Origin of the sequence: Myroides injenensis M09-0166 (genome assembly GCF_000246945.1) — a bacterium.
Taxonomy (GTDB): domain Bacteria; phylum Bacteroidota; class Bacteroidia; order Flavobacteriales; family Flavobacteriaceae; genus Flavobacterium; species Flavobacterium injenense.
Map to the genome: position 1 here is coordinate 25,407 of NZ_BAEX01000011.1, position 20,931 is coordinate 46,337.

At 31.4% G+C, this 20,931-nt stretch carries 21 protein-coding genes; 18 read left to right on the forward strand and 3 right to left on the reverse strand.

Annotated elements, in window-relative coordinates:
• The first annotated feature begins 4 nt into the window (after positions 1-4).
• Genes RH98_RS03160 through RH98_RS03175 form a run of 4 tightly spaced genes read left to right on the forward strand, consistent with a single transcriptional unit; the run spans position 5 to position 4,205 of the window.
• Positions 5-727 (forward strand): glycosyltransferase family 32 protein, encoded by a 723-nt coding sequence (locus RH98_RS03160; RefSeq protein ID WP_026038714.1) that lies wholly within the window; start codon positions 5-7, stop codon positions 725-727.
• A 6-nt stretch (positions 728-733) separates the two neighbouring features.
• The gene (locus RH98_RS03165) at positions 734-2,137 is read left to right on the forward strand and encodes an O-antigen ligase family protein (protein ID WP_010250440.1); all 1,404 of its coding nucleotides are present in this window, start codon (positions 734-736) and stop codon (positions 2,135-2,137) included.
• Between the two features lie 4 nt (positions 2,138-2,141).
• Entirely contained in the window at positions 2,142-2,936 is a 795-nt protein-coding gene (locus RH98_RS03170) for a glycosyltransferase (protein ID WP_036495437.1), read from the forward strand.
• A 45-nt stretch (positions 2,937-2,981) separates the two neighbouring features.
• Positions 2,982-4,205 (forward strand): O-antigen ligase family protein, encoded by a 1,224-nt coding sequence (locus RH98_RS03175; RefSeq protein WP_010250444.1) that lies wholly within the window; start codon positions 2,982-2,984, stop codon positions 4,203-4,205.
• A 2-nt stretch (positions 4,206-4,207) separates the two neighbouring features.
• Here the strand turns inward: RH98_RS03175 and RH98_RS03180 are convergent, their stop codons facing one another.
• A complete protein-coding gene (locus RH98_RS03180; RefSeq protein ID WP_010250446.1) occupies positions 4,208-5,197 on the reverse strand; it encodes an NAD-dependent epimerase/dehydratase family protein in 990 nt (329 codons plus the stop codon).
• 38 nt (positions 5,198-5,235) lie between these two features.
• Between RH98_RS03180 and RH98_RS03185 the strand changes: the two genes are divergently transcribed.
• The 4 genes from RH98_RS03185 (at position 5,236) to purD (ending at position 10,013) form a co-directional block, all read left to right on the forward strand.
• Positions 5,236-6,306, forward strand: coding sequence for a glycosyltransferase (locus RH98_RS03185; protein WP_010250448.1), 1,071 nt, complete (start codon positions 5,236-5,238; stop codon positions 6,304-6,306).
• Between the two features lie 4 nt (positions 6,307-6,310).
• On the forward strand, positions 6,311-7,294 hold the full coding sequence (locus tag RH98_RS03190) for a UDP-glucuronic acid decarboxylase family protein (protein ID WP_010250450.1): 984 nt from the start codon (positions 6,311-6,313) through the stop codon (positions 7,292-7,294).
• The gene (locus RH98_RS03195; RefSeq protein ID WP_010250452.1) at positions 7,294-8,643 is read left to right on the forward strand and encodes an exopolysaccharide biosynthesis polyprenyl glycosylphosphotransferase; all 1,350 of its coding nucleotides are present in this window, start codon (positions 7,294-7,296) and stop codon (positions 8,641-8,643) included. Before RH98_RS03190 ends, RH98_RS03195 begins: the two co-directional genes overlap by 1 nt.
• 98 nt (positions 8,644-8,741) lie before the next feature.
• Positions 8,742-10,013, forward strand: coding sequence for a phosphoribosylamine--glycine ligase (purD, locus tag RH98_RS03200; protein ID WP_010250454.1), 1,272 nt, complete (start codon positions 8,742-8,744; stop codon positions 10,011-10,013).
• Positions 10,014-10,017: 4 nt separating this feature from the next.
• Here purD and RH98_RS03205 read toward each other — a convergent pair whose 3' ends face one another.
• Complete coding sequence (locus RH98_RS03205) at positions 10,018-10,248, reverse strand: DUF6341 family protein (protein WP_010250457.1); 231 nt, start codon at positions 10,246-10,248, stop codon at positions 10,018-10,020.
• Between the two features lie 110 nt (positions 10,249-10,358).
• Between RH98_RS03205 and RH98_RS03210 the strand changes: the two genes are divergently transcribed.
• Positions 10,359-11,297 carry a DUF6427 family protein gene (locus tag RH98_RS03210; protein WP_010250459.1) on the forward strand — a complete coding sequence of 313 codons (939 nt, stop codon included), beginning with the start codon at positions 10,359-10,361 and terminating at the stop codon, positions 11,295-11,297.
• A gap of 1 nt (position 11,298) precedes the next feature.
• Here the strand turns inward: RH98_RS03210 and upp are convergent, their stop codons facing one another.
• Positions 11,299-11,952 (reverse strand): uracil phosphoribosyltransferase, encoded by a 654-nt coding sequence (upp, locus tag RH98_RS03215; RefSeq protein ID WP_010250461.1) that lies wholly within the window; start codon positions 11,950-11,952, stop codon positions 11,299-11,301.
• Positions 11,953-12,011: 59 nt separating this feature from the next.
• Here upp and RH98_RS03220 point away from each other — a divergent pair, with 59 nt between their 5' ends.
• The 9 genes from RH98_RS03220 (at position 12,012) to argB (ending at position 20,926) form a co-directional block, all read left to right on the forward strand.
• Positions 12,012-12,617 carry a DUF4254 domain-containing protein gene (locus tag RH98_RS03220; RefSeq protein ID WP_010250463.1) on the forward strand — a complete coding sequence of 202 codons (606 nt, stop codon included), beginning with the start codon at positions 12,012-12,014 and terminating at the stop codon, positions 12,615-12,617.
• Positions 12,618-12,691: 74 nt separating this feature from the next.
• Complete coding sequence (locus RH98_RS03225; protein WP_010250466.1) at positions 12,692-13,747, forward strand: glycosyltransferase family 9 protein; 1,056 nt, start codon at positions 12,692-12,694, stop codon at positions 13,745-13,747.
• Between the two features lie 11 nt (positions 13,748-13,758).
• Positions 13,759-14,277: an adenine phosphoribosyltransferase gene (locus RH98_RS03230; protein WP_010250468.1), complete on the forward strand. Its 519-nt coding sequence runs from the start codon at positions 13,759-13,761 to the stop codon at positions 14,275-14,277.
• A gap of 831 nt (positions 14,278-15,108) precedes the next feature.
• Positions 15,109-15,789, forward strand: coding sequence for an N-acetyltransferase (locus RH98_RS03235; protein ID WP_026038715.1), 681 nt, complete (start codon positions 15,109-15,111; stop codon positions 15,787-15,789).
• 18 nt (positions 15,790-15,807) lie between these two features.
• Entirely contained in the window at positions 15,808-17,004 is a 1,197-nt protein-coding gene (gene argG, locus RH98_RS03240) for an argininosuccinate synthase (protein WP_010250472.1), read from the forward strand.
• Positions 17,005-17,007: 3 nt separating this feature from the next.
• Positions 17,008-17,979 carry an N-acetyl-gamma-glutamyl-phosphate reductase gene (gene argC / locus RH98_RS03245; protein WP_010250473.1) on the forward strand — a complete coding sequence of 324 codons (972 nt, stop codon included), beginning with the start codon at positions 17,008-17,010 and terminating at the stop codon, positions 17,977-17,979.
• Positions 17,980-17,991: 12 nt separating this feature from the next.
• A complete protein-coding gene (locus RH98_RS03250) occupies positions 17,992-19,131 on the forward strand; it encodes an aspartate aminotransferase family protein (RefSeq protein ID WP_036495432.1) in 1,140 nt (379 codons plus the stop codon).
• Positions 19,132-19,144: 13 nt separating this feature from the next.
• Positions 19,145-20,143 (forward strand): Rossmann-fold NAD(P)-binding domain-containing protein, encoded by a 999-nt coding sequence (locus RH98_RS03255; RefSeq protein ID WP_010250477.1) that lies wholly within the window; start codon positions 19,145-19,147, stop codon positions 20,141-20,143.
• Positions 20,144-20,146: 3 nt separating this feature from the next.
• The gene (argB, locus tag RH98_RS03260) at positions 20,147-20,926 is read left to right on the forward strand and encodes an acetylglutamate kinase (RefSeq protein WP_010250479.1); all 780 of its coding nucleotides are present in this window, start codon (positions 20,147-20,149) and stop codon (positions 20,924-20,926) included.
• The last annotated feature ends 5 nt before the right edge of the window (positions 20,927-20,931 follow it).

A 20,931-nucleotide genomic window follows, 5' to 3' on the forward strand; every position in this document is an offset into this window, starting at 1 on the left:
TTATATGATACCAAAAATCATTCACTATTGTTGGTTTGGGGGAGCAGAGTTTCCAGATATAGTTAAAAATTGTATAGAATCGTGGAAAAAATATTTACCAGAATACGAGATAAAGTTTTGGAATGAATCTACCTTTCCATTAGATAGATATCCTTTTGCAAAAGAGGCATTAGAAAATAAAAAATATGCTTTTGTATCAGATGTATGTCGTCTAGCTGTACTTCATGAATTTGGAGGTATTTATCTTGATACAGATGTAGAAGTTTTAGGAAGTTTAGATCCATTTTTACATCATAATGCATTTTCTGGTTTTGAGGATAATAACTGTGTGCCAACTGGAATAATGGCAAGTGAAAAGGGAGGAAGTTGGGCAAAAGATATGCTAGCTTATTATGAAGGAAAGCATTTTATTGACGAAAATGGTAAAATGGATATGACTACTAATGTTATCATTATCACGGAGATGATGAAAGATAAAAAATTGCAGTTTAATAATACTTTTCAAGAAATAGAAAACTATATTACTTTTTACCCAAGTGAGTATTTCTGCCCTAAGTCACACGTTGATGGGAAAATTAGGATCACGAGTAATTCGATTACAATTCATCATTTTGCTGGTTCATGGTTGAGTACAGCTAAAAGAAGAGAGATAAAAATTAAACAATTTGTCCGTAATTTAATAGGGAATAAAACTTTCGAATTTATAAAAGGAGTATTAAAGAAGTAATTACATATGATATTGTTTTTATTGAAAAATATTAAAGTATTAATAACGTTTCTTTTTTGCTTAGGAATTTTTCTTTTGCCATTTAATAATATAGACGGTCTAGGTGTATTACGCGAGTATGCTCAGGAAGCAGCTATTTATCCATGGTTATTAGGTGGAGTATTATTGATCTTAGATAATATTATAAAAAAGGGAAATATTTATTTTCCACATAAAAGTCTGATTATCTATTTTTTATTCTTTTTTATTGCTTGGTGCCTTTTATTATATTTGTTTAATTACTCATCAATACAAAATAATTTTTTTAAATCGCGTTCAGGTAATAATAGATTTGTATCCCAATTTATTTCGTTGCTAATTTCTTCCATTTTTTTGATGTATTATTTTTGGAATGTGATTAGAAAATGGACGATACTAACTATTTTGACTGTTATTAGAAGTATACTTTTTTATACTTTTTTATTTGTTTTTGTTTTTGCAATGATAGAGGCAATTGTCAATAAATGGAATTTTGACTGGGCAAGAAACCTTATTCATTTTGCTAATTATTTACCAATTATAAACAAGCAATATTTTTATAATGATCGCCTTTCTTCTGTGTCATTTGAAGTACCTGCATTGGGTAACTTTTTAATAACTGTGGCAGCCTGGATGTTTAGTTATATCTTGACTAAGAAAAATAAATGGATTGGAATAATACCTACTATTATGGTAATATTTCTAGTTATCTTTTCTGGGGCAAGGGCAGCAACTTTGATTGTATTAATACAGTTTTTTGTTTTTCTTTTCTTTTTAGTGTCTGTAAAACAGTTTGGAAGATATATACAATTGGCAATGAAAAGTATACTAACAATTATTGTTTTTGTGTTACTGTGTAAGGGAGATGTTATTGTTGAAAAAGTATTAAGTAAATTAAATCTTTTTACAGTCGAAAATAATATATCTAATCAAACGAGATATGGTATGCAGTATGCCACTTTAAAAGTATTTGAAGAAAACCCTATTGTAGGTGTTGGCTTAGGACAGAATGGTTTTCATAAGAAGAATTATTATCCAGAATGGGCAATTAAAAATAATTATGAATTTACTGATTGGTATATGAATGAGGAAGTTTATAATTTTCCGCCTGATTTTAATCTTTTTACTAGATTGTTAGCCGAAACTGGAGTTATTGGATTTATATTATTTATAATTTTTTTATTTAGCTGTTTTACTGCATCTTGGAATTGCATTCTATATAGACGAAAAGAAGAAAATGTTTTGAGTACAATAGTATTTATATCCTTAGTAGGTTTCGTTATAAATTGGATGCAGATTGATTATTTTAGACAGTTTGGCTTTTGGTTTTGCTTAATTATTTTATTAAAAATAATTAAAGTAAAACACAATAATAAAATTGCATATTTTTGAAAAAATGAAAGAAATAATAGTATTAATACCTCATTATAATAATCCAGAAGGATTAAAGAACTCTATTCGATCAATAGCTAAAGAATTTGCTTTAGTAGATGTATTAATAATTGATGATGGAAGTACAGTAGTATTTGACAATGAAGAAATTTATAATGAATTTAGTTCCTTAAATGTTAAGATTATTAATAATGCCATCAATAGGGGAATTGAGTACGTTTTAAATGATGGACTTCAGTATGCAATTGAAAAAAAATATCCTTATATAGCACGTTTGGATTGTGGTGATTTGTGTTTAGAGAACCGTTTTGCTTTGCAATATAAGTTTTTGTTAGACAATGAAGAGATAGCTATAGTTGGTTCTCATGCAAGATGTGTAAATGAATATGGAGAATATCTTTATACGTTAAAGATGCCTGTCAAAGATGCTATTATTCGAAAAAGAATGTTTTTTAATGCGATGTTAATTCACCCAACAATTTTTTTTAAAAGTGAAATTATACATAAGCTAGGAGGGTATCCAACAGAATATAAAAATGCAGAGGATTATGCTTTTTTCTTAAAGATACTACCTTATTACAAGTTTGGTAATATTGATAAAGAATTGGTTCAAATTGAATTAAATGAGACAGGGATATCAACAGTCGGCAGAAAAACGCAGATAAAGAATAGGATTCGGTTGATTAAAGAAAACTTTTATTTAGGATATTATCCAGTTGTAGGTATTTTAAGAAGTTATTTGATTTTATGGATGCCAGCTGGAATAATAAAAAAGATAAAAGCATTCTTATTTAGATAGCTAAAAAAGGTAAATTAAACTTGAATATTTTACTTAATAACTAATATGAAATCAAATATTATAAATAAATTATTACCAATATTCGCAATATTCTATATTTTCTTTGTCACGTTTGGATTAAGCATTGTTAATATTGCTTTAGCGATTATATTAGGTCTTTGTCTAATTGATTTTAAAGTTTCAAAGGATGTTTTAATTGATGACTTAAAGCGCAATAAGTTAGTGTACCTTCTTATCTTCTTTTCTGCTGTTTATCAGATTTTAATTGCTGCTTTAACCAATGATTTAGGGGATCGAAGAATAGGGTATTTGGTTTTGCAAGTTTTATCAATAGTTGTTCTTTTTAGAATTGCTAATTTAAAGTTTTTGCTTAATACTTATCTATTAGCACTCACTTGTTTAGTAGTCTTGGGATGTTTTAATATGTACCAGTATTATATTTCTACAGATGTCTTTAATATGAATGGGGGTGGTCATATTAATAAAATACTTGTTGTAGCAAGACCTTATTTAGGATTTATCTTGAATATAGGGATTTTGTGCAGTTTGTTTTTATTTAAACATACTTCAGCAAAATTTAGATATATATATGCTGTATTACCGATTTTATATATTATTTATATGATTATAATATCTATAAGAATTCAATTATTATCTCTATTTTTTATTGCAATTATCTATTTCCTTTTTTACTACCGACTCACAATATTAAAAAAGATTGCAGCAATAGGTTTAATTTTAATGGGGTTCATCGGTTTGATGACGCTAAGTTCAAATTTACAAGAGAGATTTGCTATCGCTTCACTAAAAGAAAAGAATGTCATTGAGGCTCTTTCGCATAAAGAACCGAGAGTTACTATTTGGGGTTGCACATTTAATATTATAAATCAATATGATTTCAATCCTGTTTTTGGTATTGGTAATATGCAGAAGTTAGAAAATAAGCTTGTAGATTGTTATGATTTAAAAACAATAAATAATCCAATGAGAGATTATTTCCTTCATGATCGATTTAATACTCATAATCAATTTTTAGAGTATTATGTACTTAGTGGGGTATTAGGATTATTATTATTAGTAGGCATTTTTAGTTCTTTATTTTATAAAGTACGTAGATATTTTATCCCCGTTGGGATGCTTTTAGTAACATTTAATTTCTTTTTAGTTGAGAATTTATTTGATAGACAAATAGGAACGTACTATTTTACCTTTACATTATTATTAATCCTAAGAATATATTATTATCAAAATACTCTCAAATTAAAATAGAATTAAAAGTCCTCCGGGCTATTAGTCTTCCAATGATCAAGAGATTCAGGTAAGCTATATTTAAAAATGAAACCATTGTCAATTAAATATTGTGGTTTAATATTTGTAGGAAAAGATGCTTTTTTGACTCTTACAGGATGAATATCACTTTTTTTGCCAATAATTTTGAAAATCAATTGCAATATTGCAGCTAAAAAAACTAAGATTGAAATAGGTATACTAAAAATAGGTTTTTTGTAGTTAAATTTCTTTTTTATCGTTTTAGTCATTGATTTTAAGTTTTCAACAGGATTTTCTGCGTAATTGTATAGTATGAATCTTTTTTTCTGATCAATAACAAATGAAGCACTTTCTGCAAGTCCATAAATATACCCGTATGATTTAATAATTTCCCCTCCATTCGGAAGCATAAATACTCCTTTTTTTATTGCTTTTATAGTTCTAAGAATGTTTCCTGGATCTTTAGGACCATAAATGACACTTGGTCTAACTACAATAAGTTTTTTGTTTGGTGAATTAGCCAACCAAGTTTGATGTAATTGTTCTGCTAATGATTTTGAAATTCCATATGGAGTTTCCGGATATATAGGCGATTGTTCTGTACACTGTTCATAAGTACGTCCATAAGGGGCAATACTACTTGTGAAGTAAATATTCTCTATTTTAATAAAATCTGCATATTCATTTATATTTTTTGCACCCTCAATATTGGTGTTAAAATATTCGTGTTGTTCATGTCCTGGCTCTCTATGAATCGCAGCTAAATTAAAGATCCATGAACTTTTTTTTGAGAAATCTTCTTTGATTTCTAATTTAATTTTTTCTCTTACATCTCCTTTTAAATAAATAATTTTGTTAGATTTATTTTTAAGATATTGAGGCTTTTGAATATCATAAATGTAAATGCGATCAAATCTATTTTCTGATAAGAAGTGATCAATAAGATGTGAGCCTATATAGCCTGCCCCTCCGAAGAAAATTGCAATTGTCATATGGAAAAAATTATATGTAAAAATAGTATATTTGATGTATGGAAAAAATTAAACTTTTACACATTTCAGAAACTTTTGCAAGTGGAGTTTATACTTATATTAAAAATATATGTAAATATTTAGAAAATGATAACTCTTTTCAAATATATGTTTTATATAGTGTTGTAAGGCAAGAAAATGAAAATGAGGAAGTTATAAATAGAGATTTTTCAAAAAATGTTGTTTTTATCCCCATTAGTTTAAGTCGCGAAATTTCAATAAAGTCTGATTTAAAAGGTTTAAAAAATATTCGAAATATTATTAATGAAATCAAACCTAATATAGTACATCTACATTCCTCGAAAGCAGGTATTCTGGGTAGATTAGCTTGTGTGGGATTAAATAATACAAAGGTGCTATACACACCTCATGGATATTCTTTTATAAGAGAAGATATTTCAAAATTTAAAAGGTATTTTTTTTTAAACATTGAAAAATATATTACTAAACTTTTTAAAGGAGATATAATAGCATGTGGAGATTCAGAATATGAAATTGCCAAAAAGTTCACTAATAATGTTTTTTTGGTTAGAAATGGAATTAAATTAGATAAGTTAAATTTGCCAATTTCTAATAATTCTAAAGATCCTATTATAATTGGTACATCTGGACGAATTCATATGCAGAAAAATCCACAACTATTTAATAAAATCGCTAAATTATTGCCTAATTTTAAATTTATTTGGATTGGTGATGGCGAATATATAAAAGTTTTAAATAGTAGCAATATTACAGTTACTGGATGGAAAACGAATGAGGAGGTAATGGAGTTAATCACAAAAATAGATGTTTTTATATCTACTTCTTTATGGGAAGGATTGCCATTCAATATTATAGAAGCAATGGCATTAGGTAAGCCAATAGTAAGTAAAAACATTGAAGGTAATAAAATTACGGTTGAGCAAGGAATAAATGGTTTTTTATGTAATGAGCCAATTGAGTTTGTCGATGCTATTAAAAAATGTGTTAGTAATTTAAAAACTTTTGAAAAAGCTTCAAGGGAAAGAGCAGAAAGTTTATTTGATTTGGAAAAAAACTTAATGGATTTAAAAAGAATTTACTTAAAATAAATAAATGAAACGTATATTAATTACAGGAGCAGCGGGTTTTTTGGGTTCTCACTTATGTGACCGCTTTATCGCAGAGGGATATCATGTTATAGGAATGGATAATTTAATTACGGGAGATTTAAAAAATATAGAACATTTATTTCATTTAGAGCGATTTGAGTTTTGTCATCATGATGTGACTAAGTTTGTTCATGTGCCAGGAGAACTTGATTATATCCTTCATTTTGCTTCCCCTGCCAGTCCTATAGATTACTTAAAAATTCCTATACAGACTTTAAAGGTAGGTTCTTTAGGAACACATAATTTACTTGGTTTAGCAAGAGTTAAAGGTGCTCGTATATTAATAGCTTCGACTTCAGAGGTTTATGGAGATCCCTTAGTACATCCTCAAACAGAGGAATATTATGGCAATGTAAATACAATTGGACCAAGAGGAGTATATGATGAAGCAAAGCGCTTCCAAGAGTCTATTACAATGGCTTATCATACTTTTCATGGGTTAGAAACAAGGATAGTGAGAATATTTAATACTTATGGACCTCGCATGAGATTAAATGATGGACGAGTTATCCCTGCTTTTATTGGTCAAGTATTAAGAGGTGAAGATCTAACTGTCTTTGGTGATGGAAGTCAAACAAGATCTTTCTGTTATGTAGATGATCAAGTGGAAGGTATTTATCGATTGTTACTATCTGATTATGCATTGCCTATTAATATTGGTAATCCTGATGAAATCTCAATATTAGATTTTGCTAAAGAGATACTAAAGTTGACAAATAGTAATTATAAAATAATTTATAAGGATTTACCTATTAATGATCCTTTACAACGTTGTCCTGATATTACTAAGGCAAAAAATATACTTAATTGGGAACCAAAAATAAGTAGAAGTGAAGGGATGAAAAACACGTATGATTATTTTAAAACGTTTTCTAATACACAGTTGCTAAAAGAAGAGCATAAAGATTTTTCTAAATTTATTTATTAGTGGGAAAGAATTCTGGTAGATACTCTTACTTAGTAAGACCTCTAAGTATTTTAATTGACTTAGTAATTATTAATTTAATTGCAAAAGTTACTTTTACGCATGTTGACCAACAGTTCTATTTTCATTTGTTCTTGACATTTGGATGGATTGTATCTGCTTGGATTAGCGGTTTCTATGATGTGTATCGACACACTAGAGTTGTGAAGATTTTTGAAAAGATAGCTAAACACTTTTCATTACAATTTGTTATTGTTGCCTCATACAATGGTTTTTTTGATCGTTTTACTGACGCAAAGGAATTGATTCTTTATGGTATTTATACCGTTATAGCAATTGCTATAATAAAGTTTAGCATTTTCTTTTCATTTAAGTTTTTTAGACGTGTATTGCGTGGAAATTCAAGAAACACAATTTTAATAGGTGGGAGTAAAGAAATACGTAAGCTTCAAAAGGTTTTTGAGAAACGTAGTGATTTAGGATATCGCGTATTGGACGTTTTTGATGCTACTCTCTCTTCTAATACGATGCAAGAAATTAAAGAGTTTCTTTTAAAACACAAAATAGACGAGATTTATATTGAGTTTTCAATTGTGAATAATGAAGATTATCACGAGTTATTAGAGTTTGCAGATAACAATTTGATTGTATTAAAGTATGTACCTTCTCAAAAACAAATATTAACTCACAATTTAAAAGTTGAGTATTATGATATAATACCTATTTTACCTAGAAGAGTTATACCTTTAGATAAACCCTATAATAAATTAGTAAAAAGGTTATTTGATATAATTTTTTCGTCAATCGTAATTATTACTATACTTTCTTGGCTTATTCCATTAATTGCATATTTAATAAAGAGAGAATCAGAAGGGCCTATTTTTTTTAAGCAGAAAAGAACGGGTATTAATGATGAAGAATTTTATTGTTATAAGTTTAGGTCAATGACGTTAAACAATGATTGTGATGAGAAACAAGCAACAAAGAATGATGCGAGAGTTACTAAAATCGGAGCGTTTATTAGAAAGACCAGTATAGACGAGTTTCCTCAGTTTTTAAATGTTTTTAAGGGAGATATGTCGATTGTAGGACCAAGACCACATATGGTAGTTCATACAAAAATGTATGCAAAAAGAGTCAATCGTTTTATGTTGCGTCATCTGGTTAAACCTGGTATTACAGGTATGGCTCAAACGCACGGTTATAGAGGCGAAATAGAATCAGATAGAGATATTATTAATAGATTTAAGTATGATTTGTTTTACCTTGAAAATTGGTCAGTATTTTTAGATTTAAAGATCATTTATTTGACTGTTTACAATGTCATAAAAGGAGAGAAAAAAGCATATTAAAAGCCATTAATTTTATTAATGGCTTTTTTATGTCTTCCACCTTTCTATAATTATTAAAATAGGTTATTTTTGATGCTTAATAACAAACAACACAATTAATGAGAATATTATTATTAGGATCAGGTGGACGCGAACATGCGTTAGCTTGGAAAATGTTGCAAAGTGATAAATGTACTGCTTTGTTTGTTGCTCCAGGAAATGCTGGAACAGCTAGTATAGCAATTAATCTTTCACTGGATCCGAATGACTTTCCTGCTGTAAAGAAGGCAGTGATAGACAATCAAATCAATATGGTAGTGGTTGGACCCGAAGATCCATTAGTAAAAGGAATTGTAGATTTCTTTTTGGAAGATGATGATATTAAACATATACCAGTAATCGGACCTTCTAAACTAGGGGCACAACTAGAAGGAAGTAAAGATTTTGCAAAAGAATTTTTATTTAAACACAATATTCCAACTGCTGCTTACGCTACTTTTATTAAAGAAACTGTAGATGAAGGAAAAGCTTTTTTGGAATCATTAACGCCACCATACGTACTAAAAGCAGATGGATTAGCTGCTGGTAAAGGTGTTGTCATTCTAAATGATTTAGAAGAAGCAAAAGATGAACTTGAGAACATGTTAGTAGATGCAAAGTTTGGCGATGCAAGTTCTAAAGTTGTTATTGAAGAGTTTCTGTCTGGGATTGAGCTAAGCTGTTTTGTATTAACAGACGGAAAGAATTATAAAATATTACCTACTGCGAAAGATTATAAGCGAATAGGAGAAGGAGATACTGGCTTAAATACAGGCGGTATGGGGGCAGTTTCACCTGTGCCTTTTGCTTCGGATGAATTCATGAAAAAAGTGGAAGAGCGAGTGGTAATACCGACTATAAAAGGATTGCAAGAGGATAAATTGGGCTTTAAAGGTTTTGTATTTATTGGCTTAATTAAAGTAGGAGAAGATCCTTTTGTGATAGAGTATAATGCTCGTATGGGAGATCCTGAAACAGAAGTTGTAATGCCTAGAATTAAAAGTGATATAATTGACTTATTTGAAGGAATTGCAAATGAAAATCTTGATACAAAAGACTTAGTTATTGACGATAGAGCAGCAACAACTATTATGTTAGTATCTGGTGGATATCCAGAAGCATATGAAAAAGGAAAAGTAATAAGAGGACTTGAAAATGTAGAAGATTCTATTGTTTTTCACGCAGGTACTTCTTTGAAGGATGGTGAAGTAATTACAAATGGAGGACGTGTTTTAGCAGTTACTTCTTATGGAAAGAACTTTGAAGAAGGCATAAAAAAATCTTATCAAAATATAGATAAACTAGATTTCGATAAGATTTATTATCGTAAAGATATTGGTTTTGATCTTTAAGATATTATTTTAAAAATGAGTGGGCTGTAGTATCTTGATCATCCTCTTTATTATCTTTAAATGATTTTAGTTGTTTCAACCAAAAAACAAAGAAATAAATAGTGATAAGGATAAATATCCAAGTAACGATGTTTGCTGCCCACCAGTTTTTAAGCTCTAATTTTGCAAAGAAATCCATTGGAATGAACAAAACATGTTCAAAAAGGAATCCGATACCATTAAAAAATGAAGTCATTTTACTTTATTTTAAATTAAATAAAATTATTTTATTAATCCGTAATAGTCAGTAATTAAAAACAGAAGTCACAATTACCTATATTAATTACAAAAATATAAAATATATAAATGTTAGCAACTATTTTTAGTAAAACAAAACCTATTAATTACATAATACTGACTTTATTAGTCGTAACATCCTATGTTTTATACTTGACGATAGATCAATTAGATATTGTTTGGAATGAGTATGAATTTGTAAAGAGAGGGGTATTATTGATATTGTTGTTACTAATGATGGTCTTCTCACAGTTTATTGTTACTAAAAATAGATTAGTAAAGGACAATGCCTATGTTCCTCTTTTCTTTGTCTCTTTTTTATTGTTATTCCCATCTGTTTTAGTTCACTCTAAGGTAATTATATCCAATTACTTTATTATGTTAGCTTTGAGAAGGTTGTTTTCATTACACTCCTTAAAGCAATCAAAGGAAAAATTATTTGATGCTTCGTTATGGATTTTAGTAGCCTCTTTATTTCATTTTTGGAGCATATTATTCCTAATACTCTTATTTGTAGCTATTATATTTTTTGCTTCTAAAGATTATCGCAATTGGATTATCCCTTTATTAGCATTGTTATGTGTAACAATATTTTTAAGTTTTTATCTACTTATCAACGATATAAGTTATGTAGATTGGTTGACGAGTAAGTTGAAGGTAAGCTTTAATTTTATGTATTTTGATAATGTATATCAAAATATAGCCTTAGCAGTTTTTGCTTCTATTTCTGTTTTATTCTTTGTTGCAGAGTTGAGTGCAATCTCTAATAAAGCATATAATATGCAAAGCACCTATAAGAAGATGATACTTGCATTTCTTATAGGCGTCGCTATTTATATTGTTTCGGATGATAAGAATAACGGAGTATTGCTATTCTCTTTTTTCCCTTTGTCTGTATTAGGTGCAAACTATGTGGAGAGCGTAAAATCTAATTGGCAAAAGGAAATAGTTGTATATTCTATTGTCTTTATTAGTTTGTTTTTCTATGTAATGCAACTAATATTATAGACTATAATTTATGTCCATATGCTAAATCTCCTGCATCACCTAATCCAGGTACGATGTAGTTATGATCATCTAATTTCTCATCTAATGTAGCAACCCATAAATGGATATGGTCAGGTAAATTCTTTTCTAAAAATTCTATTCCCTCTGGAGCGGCAATAACTACTGCGATATGCATTTCTTTAGGAGTTTCTTCTGTCATTAATTTATTAATTACAGCAACTAAAGATTGACCAGTGGCTAGCATAGGATCGATTAGAATCATTATTTTATCTTGGAACGAAGGTGCTGCCTGATATTCAACAAGAATCTCACTTGCCTCACCGTGTTTTCCATGTCTTCTGTAAGCAGATACAAAACCATTCTCAGCATTGTCGAAAAAGTTCATGAAACCTGTGTGTAATGCTAGACCAGCTCTTAATATTGAACATAAAACTACTGGGTCTTGCACGCAAGTTGTTTGTTTTATTCCAAGTGGTGTCTGAACAGAAATATCTTTATAAACTAAAGTTTTGCTTAACTCATACGCCATTATTTCACCTATGCGCTCAATGTTTTTTCGAAATCGCATACTGTCTTTCTGAATGTTTACATCTCTAAGTTGAGCTAAGAAGTGGTTTAAAATACTGTTTTCTGCTGAAATATAATGAATTTTCATATCTGTATAATTAGTACCATAAAAGTATAAAAACTATATTTGTAAATAAAATTATTATTATGTTTTCAGAGTTAGCATTCCCGATATTCGAAGAGAGTATTCGTGATTATCATAAGTACGATAATGTAGATCAGCCGATTAACAACCCTTATCCAAAAGAAGATATTAAACATTTATTGTATTTAAAAAATTGGATAGATACTGTACAATGGCATTTTGAGGATATTATTCGTGATCCACAAATTGATCCAGTAGCTGCATTGGCATTAAAAAGACGTATAGATGCTTCAAATCAAGAGCGAACTGATATGGTAGAGTTCATTGATAGCTATTTTTTAAATAAATATGCTGATGTAGAAGTGAAGCCTAATGCTAAAATTAACTCTGAAAGTCCTGCTTGGGCAATTGATAGACTTTCTATACTTTCACTTAAGATCTATCATATGAATGAAGAGGCTACAAGAGCTGAAGCTAGTGAGGATCATAGACAGAAATGTCAAGCAAAACTAGATGTTTTACTTGAGCAAAAGAAAGATCTTACTACAGCAATCGACGATTTATTGAACGATATTGCTAATGGTGATAAATATATGAAAGTATATAAACAAATGAAGATGTATAATGATGAGGAGTTAAATCCTGTATTATATCAAAATAAAAAATAGTTCTATTTTTGAAGTTATAATATAAAAGCGTGATTATTCACGCTTTTCTTTTGTTTAACAAATTTTCCTAAGCTGTGAAAAATTTAAAACATATCGTTGTCTTTCGATTATCTGCAATGGGGGATGTTGCAATGACTGTTCCTGTACTTCGAGCATTGGTACAGCAACATAAAGATGTTCGCATTACTGTAGTGTCACGTCCTTTTTTCAAACCATTTTTCAAGGATATTGAGAGAGTAGACTTTTTTCCAATTGATGTTAAGAAACGTCATAAGGGCTTTTTAGGTCTATTAAGCCTTTATAATGATTTAAGAGCATTGAAAGTGGATTATTTTGCTGATTTTCACAATGTCTTACGTTCTCAAATTGTTCGAACATTATTTAAATTATCAGGAAAAAAGGTAGCCTCTTTAGATAAAGGTAGAGATGCTAAAAAAGCATTAACTCGAGCTGAGAATAAAGTTTTTACTCAATTACCTACAATGTTTGAAAATCATTGTAAAACACTATCTAAATTAGGCTTTGCAGTTGATTTAAGCAATCCTGTTTTTCCTGATGTACCACCTTTAGAATCTGAATTATTACAATATGTGGATAAGAAAGAATCTGCGTGGATAGGAATTGCACCATTTGCTCAGTATGAATCTAAAGTATATCCATTAGATTTAATGCAAGAAGTAATAGATAGCCTTGCAGAGCGTGAAAATTCATTGATATTCCTTTTTGGTGGTGGAGAAAAAGAGATAGCTTTGCTAAATCAATTAAAGAGAGATAATTACAATGTAATTGTGATGGCTGGGAAAGTTAAATTTGATATTGAATTAAATCTTATACAGCATCTAGATGTTATGCTATCAATGGATTCCGGTAATGCTCATATAGCTGCGATGTTAGGAAAAAAAGTCATAACTTTATGGGGAGGTACTCATCCATTTGCTGGTTTTGCACCTTTTAATCAACCATTGGATTATTGTTTGACAGCAGATCGTACAAAGTATCCTTTATTACCTCTCTCTGTTTTTGGAAATAAAATGATAGATGGTTATGAAGATGCAATGCGTACAATAGAACCTAAAAAGATTTGCGATAAAATTATAGAAGTGTTAAATACAAAAGAGATAAAGAATTAAATAAGATATAAATGGAACTACAGATAAAGGATTATATTCGAGATGTAAAAGATTTTCCTAAAGAGGGTGTCGGTTTTAAAGATATTACGCCATTGCTTATCGATAATAAAGCAATGAGAGAAGCTACAAAACAATTAATTGCTTTAGTAGGTGATTTAAAAGTAGACAAAGTTGTAGGAATGGAAAGTAGAGGTTTCTTTTTTGGAACTTTATTAGCAGAGCATTTAGGAGTTGGATTTGTTCCTGTGCGCAAACCTGGTAAATTACCTTTTAAAACTATATCTCAAGAGTATGCTTTGGAATATGGTACTGATGCTTTAGAAATGCATGAAGATGCTATTAAACCAGGAGAGAAGGTATTAATTCATGATGATGTTTTAGCTACTGGAGGAACTGCAGAAGCTGTTTGTAAATTGGTAGAACGTCTAGGTGGAGAAATTGTACAACTTAATTTTTTAATGGAATTATCTTTCTTGAATGGACGAAATAAATTTCAGGGATATGATGTTAAAAGTTTAATCAGTTATTAAACAATTATTATAAATATATACGCTAGTAGTATTATAATTTTTTAATGTATTTGGAGTCAATTTTTACTATAAAAGATTGACTCCTTTTTTTATTGATGAATAAATGTAGGTCAAGTAGGCCAATCTAGATGCAGATAATCTATTCTTCTCGTTATTAATCTTAGTACATATCGCTTCTGACCAAAAAAATCTGTGATTAGCTATCAGAATATAATATCGAATTAATTAGCTATATTATAATCGTATTTTGGTTTCTAAATTTCCCATTATAGCACAATAAGGCATGAATGATATGAGTATCATAGGCGATAACTCCATTGTGAGTCCATTATGGATTCATCATATAATGAAAATGCTTGTACCGCAAACAATAGTGCTACCAAATACTTTCTTTACTACATTTAGCCTATATATTTATGATCGTTTTTTACTTATAATAGTATCATTGTTAAGTAACTATTTGAAATTCAGTTTTATATTTTTTTTTAAAAAATAGTATTAAATGTTTGGAATTTTAAAAAATAAATGACAACCTTTGCTTCAGCTTTACGGCTAAATAATATTAAATGAAGAAAACAAATACAAATATTACTAATTTCATCAACAGCATTGCAATAGCAAATGTTGAGGTTTTCTTTATGTCTACATCGCGGTCTTCGCGGTCAATTGCTTAATATATATTAAGCTTTTTTTAAGATAATGCTGACTTTGGCATTATATCTGTTTATACAAATCTAATTTTTAATGTTTTTCAATTAACCCAAGGCATTCTTGTATTCAAGAATTACATCTATGCTTTTGGCTATTTGTTTTTTATTCTTTGTTTTTGAAATGAATTCAAATCAATTTATTGTTATACCTGCAAATGAAACACATGTGGGATATGCTGAACAAATTTGCGAAGAAATGGCTCAATCAGCTAAAGCTAGAGGGACTGGTATTGCAAGAAGAAAGCCAGAATACGTAGCTAATAAAATGACTGAAGGTAAGGCTGTTATAGCTTTGCATAAGGATGGGACTTGGGCAGGTTTTTGCTATATAGAAACTTGGAGTCATGGAGATTATGTGGCTAATTCTGGATTAATTGTTAATCCTGAATTTAGAAAGTTTGGATTAGCAAAAGCCATTAAGAAAAGAGTATTCGAGTTATCTAGAAGTAAATATCCAAAAGCTAAAATATTTGGATTAACGACTGGATTTGCTGTTATGAAGATCAACTCAGACTTAGGGTATGAACCTGTGCCTTACTCAGAACTAACACAGGATGAGATGTTTTGGAAGGGATGCGAGAGTTGTGTGAATTTCCAAATCTTACAGAGTAAAGAGAAAAAGAATTGCTTATGTACCGCAATGCTTTGGAATCCAGAAGAAAAAGAGAAAGAGCTTCGTACTAAAATAGACCAAAAGACCAAGGCTAAAGAGCGTCTAAAGAACATGCAAAAAAAGTACTCGTTGCTTAAACGCTTGCAAATGCAATTGAAAAAAACAGTCAAAAAAACACATCTATTTTAATTTTAAAACACATCAATCATGAATAATAAAAAAGTTGTATTAGCATTTAGCGGAGGATTAGACACTAGCTTTTGTGTAATTTATTTAAAAGAAGAATTAGGGTATGAAGTTCACTCTGTAGCAGTAAATACAGGAGGATTTGATGCAGAAGAAGTAAAAGCAATAGAAGAGAGAGCGTATGCTTTAGGAGTAGCTTCTCATAAGACTATTGATGAGACAGAAGATTACTATAACGATAGCGTTAAGTACTTGATATTCGGTAACGTATTAAAGAATGCGACATACCCATTATCAGTAAGTGCAGAACGTGTGTGTCAGGCTACAGCTATTGCTAATTATGCTAAAAAGATTGGTGCACAGGCAGTTGCTCACGGTAGTACAGGAGCAGGTAATGACCAAGTGCGTTTTGATATGATCTTTAATATTTTGGTGCCTAATGTAGAGATCATTACACCGATTAGAGATTTAAAATTAAACAGAGAAGAAGAGATCGAGTTCTTACAGAAACACGGCGTCGAGATTAATGCAGAGAAAGCAAAGTATTCAATTAATAAAGGATTGTGGGGAACTTCAGTAGGTGGAAAAGAAACCCTAACTTCTAATCTATATTTACCAGAAGAGGCTTGGCCTACCCCGGTAACTAAAACAACTCCTGAGACAGTAGAGATTGTTTTTGAGAAAGGGGAGCCTGTGGCGCTAAATGGTAAAAAGCTAAAACCTACTGAGGTAATCCAACAATTACAAGACTTGGCTCAACCATTCGGTATTGGTAGAGATATTCACGTAGGAGATACGATTATCGGTATTAAGGGAAGAGTTGGTTTTGAAGCTGCTGGTCCAATCATCTTAGTGAAAGCTCACCATACTTTAGAGAAACATACATTGACTAAATGGCAATTAAGCTGGAAAGAGCAGTTGGCATCATTTTATGGTAACTATCTACATGAAGGACAATTTCACGACCCTGTGATGAGAGATATGGAAGCATTCTTAAGTAGTACACAGCAGACTGTGAGTGGTAAGGTTATCGTAGAGCTTCACCCACACCGTTTTGTAGTAATAGGTATAGAGTCAGAGCACGATTTAATGTCTAACAAATTTGGTAGCTACGGAGAGATGAATAATGCATGGACAGGAGAAGATGTAAAAGGGTTCTCTAAAATCTTTGGTAACCAAGTAATGATTTGGCACAAAGTAAATAATCAAGACCAATAAGATATGCAGACAATTAAAGCAGGAATAGTTGGAGGGGCTGGCTATACTGGAGGAGAGTTGTTAAGATTATTACTACCTCATCCAGCAGTAGAGATTGTATTTGTACACTCTAATAGCAGTGCAGGCAAACCAGTATATGATGTGCACACTGATCTTTTTGGTGATACAGATTTAAAGTTTAGTGCGTCATTGACACAAGATATTGATGTTTTGTTTTTGTGTATGGGGCATGGTGACTCTAAAGCATTCTTAGCAGAAAACGAGATAGATAGCGAAATAAAGATTATCGACCTTAGCCAAGACTTTAGATTGAAAGAGACAGCAGGACAATTTGTATATGGATTGCCAGAGCTAAACAGAGAGCAAATTAAAAAAGCAAGTTATATAGCTAATCCAGGTTGTTTTGCTACAGCGCTACAGTTGGCTTTATTGCCATTAGCGAGTGCAGGGAAATTACCAGAGTCTATTTATATCAATGCCTTGACAGGATCTACAGGAGCAGGACAAAGTCTATCTACTACTTCTCACTTTAGTTGGAGAGCGAATAATATATCAGTGTATAAAGCTTTCACTCATCAGCATCTTAATGAGATAGGAGAGAGCTTAACACAGCTACAACCGGGGTATGCTAAGAATATTAAGTTTATTCCTGAGCGTGGAGACTTTAGCAGAGGAATCTTTGCAAGTGTAATGTTTGAATCTACATTGACAGAAGAAGAGTTATACAAACTGTATTATACCTACTATGAGCAACACCCATTTACCCATGTTAGTGCTAAGGGAATAGATTTAAAACAAGTAGTTAATACGAATAAATGCCTTGTATCTATTGTAAAGAACGGAGATGATGTGTTGATAACAAGTGCAATAGATAACTTGTTAAAAGGTGCAAGTGGGCAAGCAGTTCAAAATATGAACTTGTTGTTCGGGTTAGACGAAAAGACAGGTTTACAATTAAAAGCTTCGGCTTTCTAAAAAAAGTTTATTATGATGAAATTATATGATGTATACCCACTTAATCCTATCGAAATTGTAAAAGGAATAGGCAGTAAAGTATATGATAACAATGATCAAGAGTATTTAGATTTATATGGAGGTCACGCAGTAATCTCTATCGGACATACTCATCCGCACTATGTAGCGAGATTAAAAGACCAACTTGATAAAATCGGATTTTATTCTAATTCTATAGAAATTCCTCTTCAACAGCAGTTAGCTGCTTTGTTAGGAGAGGTCGCTGGGTTGGACAATTATCAATTGTTCTTGTGTAATTCAGGAGCAGAAGCAAACGAAAACGCATTAAAGTTAGCTTCTTTTTACAATGGTAAGAAGAAAGTAATTGCTTTTGATAAAGCTTTTCACGGAAGAACATCTCTTGCTGTTTCTGCTACTGATAACCCAAAGATAGTCGCACCAGTAAATCAGACTGACAATATTGTGTTCCTACCTTTTAATGATGAGAACGCGTTAGAACAAGCATTTGCTTCTTATGGTGATGAGGTAACGGCTGTAATTATTGAAGGAATACAAGGTGTAGGAGGTATTCAGGTAGCTACTGATAGTTTCTTAAAGAAAATTAGAACGTTAACTACACAGTATGGAGCAGTATTTATCGCAGACGAGGTACAATGCGGATATGGACGTACAGGTTCTTTTTATGCTGTAAATGATGGAGGTGTAGATGCAGATATTTATACTATGGCAAAAGGAATGGGCAACGGATTTCCTATTGGTGCTATTGCTATAGGTTCACAGTTTGAGCCTTGGCATGGGCAGTTAGGAACGACATTTGGTGGAAATCACTTAGCTTGTGCAGCAGCATTATCTGTGTTGGAAGTAATGAAACAAGATAACCTAATGGCTCATACAGCACATATTGGAAACTATTTAATCAACGAGTTAAAGAAGTTAGATAAGATAACAGAAGTTAGAGGTAAGGGATTAATGATTGGTATAGATCTTGCACCTGAGTTAAAGGACGTTCGTAAAGAACTTTTAGTGAAAGATAACATCTTTACTGGGACAGCAAGCCCTAATGTAATTCGGCTATTGCCAGCATTAAATCTAAGTCAAGCAGATGCAGATTTATTCTTGGACAAATTCAGCAATAGATTACAACAATTTTAAATTCGATTAAACAATGAAACAATTTTTTTCCGTTAACGATATAACATCTCTATCTCAAGCAGTACAGAGTGCACTAGCATCTAAGCAGAGTCCTTATGCAGATGAGGCTCTTGGTAAACATAAGACAATAGGATTAGTATTCTTAAACCCAAGTTTACGTACAAGGATGAGTACACAAAAGGCTGCTATGAATTTGGGGATGAATGTAATGGTAATGAATATGACATCTGATGGTTGGGCATTAGAGACTAAGGATGGCGTAGTGATGGACGGAAATACTGCAGAGCATATTAAAGAGGCTGCTGCCGTAATGGGCGAATACTGTGATATTTTAGGATTGCGTTCTTTCCCAGGGTTAAAAGATGCTGATGAGGATTATAGCGAAGAGTTATTTAGCAAGTTTGCTAAGTATTGCGGAAAGCCAGTAGTTAGTTTAGAGAGTGCTACAAGACACCCATTACAGAGTTTTACAGACTTGATTACTATAGTAGAGCATTTCGATTACCAATATGATAATGCACAAGAGAAGTTAGTTCCTCTTGATAAGAAACCAAAGGTAGTATTGACTTGGGCACCTCATGTAAAAGCATTGCCACAAGCTGTACCTAATTCATTCGCAGAGTGGATGTGTAGAGCGCAGGCAGAAGGATTAGTAGATTTCGTAGTTACACACCCTGAAGGATATGCTTTAAAAGAAGAATTTACGCAAGGTGCTAAAGTAACTACCAATCAAGATGAAGCTTTAGCGGATGCGGACTTCGTTTATGTAAAGAACTGGTCAAGTTATGAAGACTATGGACAGATTACTTGTACAGATAAGTCGTGGATGCTTACACTAAATAAGTTAGAAGCAACTAATAAGGCTAAAGTAATGCACTGTTTGCCGGTTAGACGTGATTTAGTGATATCATCAGAGGTATTAGACAGTGAGCACTCTATTGTAATCCAAGAAGCTGGTAATAGAGTTTGGGCAGCACAAGCTGTATTAAAAGAAATGCTAAAAAACCAATAGATTATGCAGAGCCTTACAGTTATAAAGATAGGAGGTAATATCGTAGATGATCCGTTAGCGTTAAATGCTTTTCTAGACATCTATGCTCAGATAGAAGGACCTAAGGTCTTAGTACATGGAGGAGGCAAATTAGCAACGCGTATGGCTACTCAATTAGGGATAGAGACTCAAATGGTCAATGGTCGTCGTATTACTGACGAAGCGATGTTACCCATAGCTGTAATGGTATATGCAGGATTAATAAACAAACAGATTACAGCGCAACTTCAATCAAGAGGTTGTGATGCGATAGGAATCTCAGGCGCAGATGCTAAGCTGATACAAAGTCATAAACGTCCTATACAACCAATAGATTATGGATATGTGGGAGATTTTAAGGCTAGCGATGTAAATGTGGTTCGACTAAAACAATTAGTAGAGATAGGACTAAGTCCTGTATTCTCTGCGATTACGGCGGATAAGGAAGGCCAACTATTAAACACGAATGCAGACACCATCGCATCTAATTTAGCAATAGCATTAGCGACTGAATATAAAGTGGCTTTAATATATTGCTTTGAACGCAAAGGTGTGTTGCAGGACATTAACAACGAGGACTCTGTGATTAGCACAATTAATTACGAGAACTTTACACAACTAAAACAAGAAGGTGTGATAGCAGATGGTATGTTGCCAAAGATAGAAAATGCTTTGGCTGCTATCGACCAAGGTATAGATAGAGTATGTATCAAAAAGGCAGAAGATTTATTAATTGAAAAGGCAGGTACTACGATACAGCAATAGAATAT

What these genes read in the sequence shown, in the direction of transcription:
- argB (WP_010250479.1), top strand. Translation starts at nt 20,147, where the DNA reads ATGCAGAGCCTTACAGTTATAAAGATAGGAGGTAATATCGTAGATGAT.
- argC (WP_010250473.1), top strand. Translation starts at nt 17,008, where the DNA reads ATGCAGACAATTAAAGCAGGAATAGTTGGAGGGGCTGGCTATACTGGA.
- RH98_RS03160 (WP_026038714.1), top strand. Translation starts at nt 5, where the DNA reads ATGATACCAAAAATCATTCACTATTGTTGGTTTGGGGGAGCAGAGTTT.
- RH98_RS03190 (WP_010250450.1), top strand. Translation starts at nt 6,311, where the DNA reads ATGAAACGTATATTAATTACAGGAGCAGCGGGTTTTTTGGGTTCTCAC.
- RH98_RS03255 (WP_010250477.1), top strand. Translation starts at nt 19,145, where the DNA reads ATGAAACAATTTTTTTCCGTTAACGATATAACATCTCTATCTCAAGCA.
- RH98_RS03185 (WP_010250448.1), top strand. Translation starts at nt 5,236, where the DNA reads ATGGAAAAAATTAAACTTTTACACATTTCAGAAACTTTTGCAAGTGGA.
- RH98_RS03180 (WP_010250446.1), bottom strand. Translation starts at nt 5,197, where the DNA reads ATGACAATTGCAATTTTCTTCGGAGGGGCAGGCTATATAGGCTCACAT.
- RH98_RS03205 (WP_010250457.1), bottom strand. Translation starts at nt 10,248, where the DNA reads ATGACTTCATTTTTTAATGGTATCGGATTCCTTTTTGAACATGTTTTG.
- RH98_RS03250 (WP_036495432.1), top strand. Translation starts at nt 17,992, where the DNA reads ATGATGAAATTATATGATGTATACCCACTTAATCCTATCGAAATTGTA.
- RH98_RS03235 (WP_026038715.1), top strand. Translation starts at nt 15,109, where the DNA reads ATGAATTCAAATCAATTTATTGTTATACCTGCAAATGAAACACATGTG.
- RH98_RS03220 (WP_010250463.1), top strand. Translation starts at nt 12,012, where the DNA reads ATGTTTTCAGAGTTAGCATTCCCGATATTCGAAGAGAGTATTCGTGAT.
- RH98_RS03210 (WP_010250459.1), top strand. Translation starts at nt 10,359, where the DNA reads ATGTTAGCAACTATTTTTAGTAAAACAAAACCTATTAATTACATAATA.
- RH98_RS03165 (WP_010250440.1), top strand. Translation starts at nt 734, where the DNA reads ATGATATTGTTTTTATTGAAAAATATTAAAGTATTAATAACGTTTCTT.
- RH98_RS03170 (WP_036495437.1), top strand. Translation starts at nt 2,142, where the DNA reads ATGAAAGAAATAATAGTATTAATACCTCATTATAATAATCCAGAAGGA.
- RH98_RS03230 (WP_010250468.1), top strand. Translation starts at nt 13,759, where the DNA reads ATGGAACTACAGATAAAGGATTATATTCGAGATGTAAAAGATTTTCCT.
- RH98_RS03175 (WP_010250444.1), top strand. Translation starts at nt 2,982, where the DNA reads ATGAAATCAAATATTATAAATAAATTATTACCAATATTCGCAATATTC.
- upp (WP_010250461.1), bottom strand. Translation starts at nt 11,952, where the DNA reads ATGAAAATTCATTATATTTCAGCAGAAAACAGTATTTTAAACCACTTC.
- argG (WP_010250472.1), top strand. Translation starts at nt 15,808, where the DNA reads ATGAATAATAAAAAAGTTGTATTAGCATTTAGCGGAGGATTAGACACT.
- purD (WP_010250454.1), top strand. Translation starts at nt 8,742, where the DNA reads ATGAGAATATTATTATTAGGATCAGGTGGACGCGAACATGCGTTAGCT.